The 4,772-nt window shown below is 52.4% G+C and carries 4 protein-coding genes; 2 read left to right on the top strand and 2 right to left on the bottom strand.

The genetic code is table 11. The annotated features are described in order from the left end of the window. Positions 1–288: 288 nt before the first annotated feature. Positions 289–1,077: a hypothetical protein gene (locus tag ACVOLV_RS21885; protein ID WP_481556198.1), complete on the bottom strand. Its 789-nt coding sequence runs from the start codon at positions 1,075–1,077 to the stop codon at positions 289–291. 437 nt (positions 1,078–1,514) lie between these two features. Between ACVOLV_RS21885 and ACVOLV_RS21880 the strand changes: the two genes are divergently transcribed. Together ACVOLV_RS21880 and ACVOLV_RS21875 are read left to right on the top strand one after the other, a co-directional pair. Continuing rightward, positions 1,515–2,327, top strand: a complete 813-nt coding sequence (locus ACVOLV_RS21880) for a hypothetical protein (protein ID WP_481556197.1) — start codon at positions 1,515–1,517, stop codon at positions 2,325–2,327. Positions 2,328–2,823: 496 nt separating this feature from the next. Beyond that, the gene (locus tag ACVOLV_RS21875; protein ID WP_481556196.1) at positions 2,824–3,525 is read left to right on the top strand and encodes a hypothetical protein; all 702 of its coding nucleotides are present in this window, start codon (positions 2,824–2,826) and stop codon (positions 3,523–3,525) included. A 781-nt stretch (positions 3,526–4,306) separates the two neighbouring features. On the opposite strand, the gene ACVOLV_RS21870 is transcribed toward ACVOLV_RS21875, so the two are convergent. Next, a complete protein-coding gene (locus tag ACVOLV_RS21870; protein WP_481556195.1) occupies positions 4,307–4,660 on the bottom strand; it encodes a hypothetical protein in 354 nt (117 codons plus the stop codon). Positions 4,661–4,772: the final 112 nt, after the last annotated feature.

Below are 4,772 nucleotides of genomic sequence, written 5' to 3'. Positions count from 1 at the left end.
TACAACCCGACACGGCGACACGGTTCCAATGGCGGCCTGTCCCCGATAGAGTTTGAACGGCAGTACGCACTAAACGGCTGAAGAGTGTCTACAAAAGCCTGGGCGATTCAAAGCGGACCTAACGGGTAGCCCAAGCGCCGGGTCGTTGTTAACGTCCGTTTACGACCCAAAGCGGACATACACTGTGTAACCTATCTGGCGCTTCACCACCCGGAAAGGGTGTTTTGTCGCCCGCCGGGAGACCTCCAAAATGCCCGAGTCAAGTTTACGGACAGGCCACAGGCGCTCTTAAATTTTGAACGGAGTTCTGGCGCTACTCTTGCTCGGCGCAACCAAGACACGCGACATCACGACCATTACGCCGACAATGTGGTGCTTAGTACTGGAATCAATCTCGTCGTAATCGATCCCATGAGTGATCGTTCCTTGCTGCTCAAGGCTAACACGCACCACCTGGATATCCACGTCGATATCAGAGAGATCGCCAAGGTCCTTTATCCAGTCCATATATCTTTGGAGGATCTCGTCTTCATGCTTGGTGACCCAGTAATCGGTAGTACGCTTGTAAGAATGAAAAGCGGCAAACGCCGTGAACTCAAGGACACTGTCACCCGTTTCTCCAGTGGCCCTCAAGAAACATAGATTCCGCCGGAGATCCTCAAGGACAAGCTGTTTGGCAGGATCGAAGCCTTTGACTTCAATGGCGCAAATGGGCTGATAGCCCCAATAGCCACTATTAAATTCATCTGCATAGACGGTTACGTCGACGCGCCCATCCCGGCCAACATCTGGCTTGCTGCGTCGAATAACCATCTTTCCGCTAAGCCCATCGCCCTTTGCTCGTGCGACGGGTCTCAGGCAATCAGTAGCGAATGTTCCGGCATCACGCTCCACTCTGATGATATAGGGATCACCAGCTGGGGCATTAAATTCTGCGATTGCCTTTGCCACTTCCACTGTAAACAGGTATTCCGCGGCAATAGGCTCAGCTTTTGCGTCAGTGAAAAGTTCGGTCTGCTCACAAGCGGACTTCATGGCTTTCTTGATCTTCTCAAGGATCTGGTTGCGATGCGACATACATCCCTTAGATTTCGCTTTAGCCACATGGCCTCAGGCCATTATAGGGAAACGGGAGCGTCGCCAAGCCGATGCTGTCGAGAGCACATTGGTAGAGTTCGGCGAGTCAGGTCTGCTTGTTCACCTTGCGGCCGACTGAATCGCCCAAGATGCCCTAGACAGACGAACGACAGCTTCTGGCCGCTAGCGGACATGGGCGGAGCTCCGTCCTACCCCAATTAGGTGTTCACAAGCCAGCTGCATGGGGTCCGGCATGACTTTAGTCGATGGCACTAGGTCTGGGAATTCGTCGGCTTGTTAATCCGATCTCGCAGCCTTAAGATCAAAGTGCACTAAGAGAGCATTCCGCCTTGCAGTGCGCAGTGAATAAGCAGCAGTGCGGCCCCAGGGCTCGGCTGTTAGGTAGTCATACTCAATAGGTCTTTGGGGGCGACAGGGTGGGCGATGAATTGAAGTCGTACGGGGAAATTGCATTCTCCCATTGTGAACCTTTGTATCTATCAAAGCACTTTATGCAGGATGGGCATTCAGCTGAGAAGGCCAATGGCACAATAACTTATGTCAAGTATAGAGGTGTGATCTATGGAATCACCTGTGCGCACGTCTATTTTCAGCAAAAGCTTGGCTCTCAAGAAGAGAGAATACTGACGGTTTTTGGCGATAGACTTATATACAATTTTGGCCTTCTCTCGCCGGGTGGGTACGAGAGTCATTTCCGCCCTATGCGATCCAGTCCTTCTGATGCACTGAATCCAGATATCGCAATAATCTACTTGGATGAATTTTTTTCATCCAATTACATGCATCGAAAGAGAAAGGAGGCCGTCGATCTGGATCATTGGGTTGAGCCAAATTCAAGTCAGGCAAAGATGGCTATGGCCTGCGGATATCCAACTGAGCACAAATCTCAGAGCGACTCTACCGTAAGTGCGGAGTTGGCGCAGGTGCTGGCTGAACTAGCCTCTCCTCTGTCCTGGGAGCGAGATTCCTTTCTTCTGTCCTCATCTTTGGAGGTGGACTGCGAAATCTTCTTTAGCGGAATGAGCGGCGGTCCTGTATATCTAGATGGGCCGAGCGACAAGGAAATTACCTTAATGGGGATCATTTATGAGGGATCGCCGGGTAGCTCCAGCGAGTGGGAAAGTCGAGGCAATGATTCGTTCCTGACAAAAAAAGACATTCAAATTAGGGCCCACACCATCACCCCTCAAATATTTGATGGCTGGTTGAGGCAGGTGGGTTATTTATGAGAAATATAGGTTGACGTGATGTACACGCTGCTTCGGACTGCCAAAGTTCTGAAAGTTTTTGCCTTTCCGTAGGCAACGGCTGCGGGTTTGGTTGTTACGTTGTCGACATCGCTCAAAGGACTGTCTAAAGATCGAGGTTGCGATTCTTTTGCTGTCGCGTTCTTCTCATTCATGGTCGGGCTGCTGTCGCTAACCGTTGTGGGCCTCGTGCGGGGTTAAACATTGAGTTTGCTCTCAGGCGGCAGGCATGGGTGCTGCTGGGGAGGATTGGGGGGGGGCTGCTGAGCAACGTGATGCTGGTGCCTCATATCGGCATGGCCGCCCAATGTGGGATTGGTCATTACACGCTATTGGCTCCGCTCATGCGTCGGATTGTTAGCCTGCTCCAGCGGCCTTAAGATCGAGCGTGTAAAGGAGATGGTTCACCACATGGTGCGCTGCGGATAGATCGCGGAGCCGGATCCAAGGATCCGGCTATTGGATAGCTAGGGCTTCTATGAGTTACTCAACACCACACCACGCTCATGAGTTCCTCAAGGCAGCGTGCCTTGCAATAGTGCATAGCTACACACTGGCGGCACAAAGGAAGACTCCTGCGGAAGTTCTCAGGATGGTGTGCAACAAGAGGGAGATCGACTTCAATGCCCGGCTCGGACTCTTCTTCGGGCCTGAGGCCGCTCTCGCAGCTCAGGGCACGTCTGATCTCGACCTACTAATCTCTAGTCCAACAATCAAAGCAGAGGTCAAGTTCCTTCGGAGGAAAGCTGACGGCAAACAGCCCGTGAATATCTGGGGCTCAAAGAAAGGGCCGAAGCATGACTGGGAGTGGCTGCTCGGTCTTACCAATGTGGGTGATGCTTTCAAGAAAAATGCTCTCGTCTTCTTTGTGCCAGGACAAGATGTAATTAGCTTTGAGGAAGCTTGCCGAATTCGTCCAGCGGGAGCGAAATTTACTCGTCATGACTATGCGCCGTTTGTAAGTCTTGTGAAGCCAGACCCGGGGAATCCAAAATCGCTCATCTACACGAGCAAGCCAAACCGAGATTACTTGATAAATATAGGAAACAAATGTGTCCGTAGGCAGATGGTTGGGTCGCTATCGAGCCCGGTCTATGCATTGATATACAGCAGGGTTGGTGATTACGAGTATGAGCACCTAACTCATTTCCAAGAATCAAAGAAGATTTATCCGCTCTAACAACTCGGTCCAGTAGATTCCGCTTCGCGGCCTGGGCAAAACGCTATGGGCTTCGCATTGCCGCGGTTGCGCAACGGGGGGCCACAACCCAGATGCAGAGTGTCCGCTTCTGGCCGAAAGCGGACGCTGGTGAGCCAATCGGTGGCTAAGGCGATTCACGAGTTCTGAACGGTCAGGGCGGTGTGGTCAAGGCTCTCTGGCCACCGTACGGTGCGTTCTGGATGGTATAAGCGGAACCAAGGATCCCGCTATTAAATGGTCAGGACTAATAAAATTATGCGTCGGCTCATTCTTACGCCTGCTCTCCTTCTGTCACTAGTGGGCTGTAATCAAGCTCGCGTCGATGATCTTGAGAGTCAAGTTGCAGAGCTTCGAGCAGAGCTTTCTGACTCCCACGATAGAGTGGCGCAGTTGGAGGATGAGCTACAGGACGCCCGGGACACAATTGAAGCAAGCCAATCAGCATTCGCAGATGTAGCTCTACAGTCTCGCGAGGTTCAATCAGCATCGTCCGAGCTATTGTCGATCACTAGCCGCTTCGGCTTCGATAACTGGCAGGATGTTGTGCCAGACATCCAGGCTGCAGCCTACAGCGTCGACTCAGCGGCAAGTGACCTAGATTCGAGTGTGAGCAACGCGAAGATCGCGCTGGAATAACCCCCTAACGGCTAATTCGAGCCGAACCCGCTTTTCGGGTCGGTTTAAATAAGGCGTTGGTTGATCCGCTTCTGGCCGGAAGCTGACGTTGACGCGAAGTTGTTCCACTTGCTCTTGCATAGGATTAGACAGTCTCGGTCGGAACTCCATGGATCAGACATTCACTAGCGAAGACCATCTCGAACCGCTCCCCAACGAGGGAAGGATTCTTCACCCTCAGTGCGATCCGTAGCGCCGCTGCGCATATGAGATGGATGGATTCTTCATCCATCGTACGTAGCGAGGCCCTACTAGTACGCGCCATCTCCATGACGCTCTGGGCGCGAGCCTTCCCATCCAGTCGAAGCTCAAGATCCTTGACGATGAGAGGGAGAGCCGATTCGAAGCTGTTGTAGTCAGGATGCGCGCATCTACCGGTGAGGTAGTCGAAGTTATCCCACGTGCTTGCGCCAAGATCCTCGACCATCTCGGTCGTCATCCCGACGTTCCCCCGATTTTGAGTAGCGCGGCGATTTGGAGTTCAATCCCCAACGAGACGGAGATTGGACATGAAGAAGCGCTTTTCCGAAGAGCAGATCATTGGCTTCCTG

Source organism: Stenotrophomonas sp. STEN023 (assembly GCF_056760135.1).
The sequence above is the reverse complement of the archived record's forward strand: the minus strand, read 5'-3'. Positions and strand labels throughout refer to the sequence as shown.

Bases quoted from the DNA above. Each gene is read 5' to 3' on its own strand.
- ACVOLV_RS21870 (WP_481556195.1), bottom strand. From the start codon at position 4,660: ATGACGACCGAGATGGTCGAGGATCTTGGCGCAAGCACGTGGGATAAC.
- ACVOLV_RS21885 (WP_481556198.1), bottom strand. From the start codon at position 1,077: ATGTCGCATCGCAACCAGATCCTTGAGAAGATCAAGAAAGCCATGAAG.
- ACVOLV_RS21875 (WP_481556196.1), top strand. From the start codon at position 2,824: ATGAGTTACTCAACACCACACCACGCTCATGAGTTCCTCAAGGCAGCG.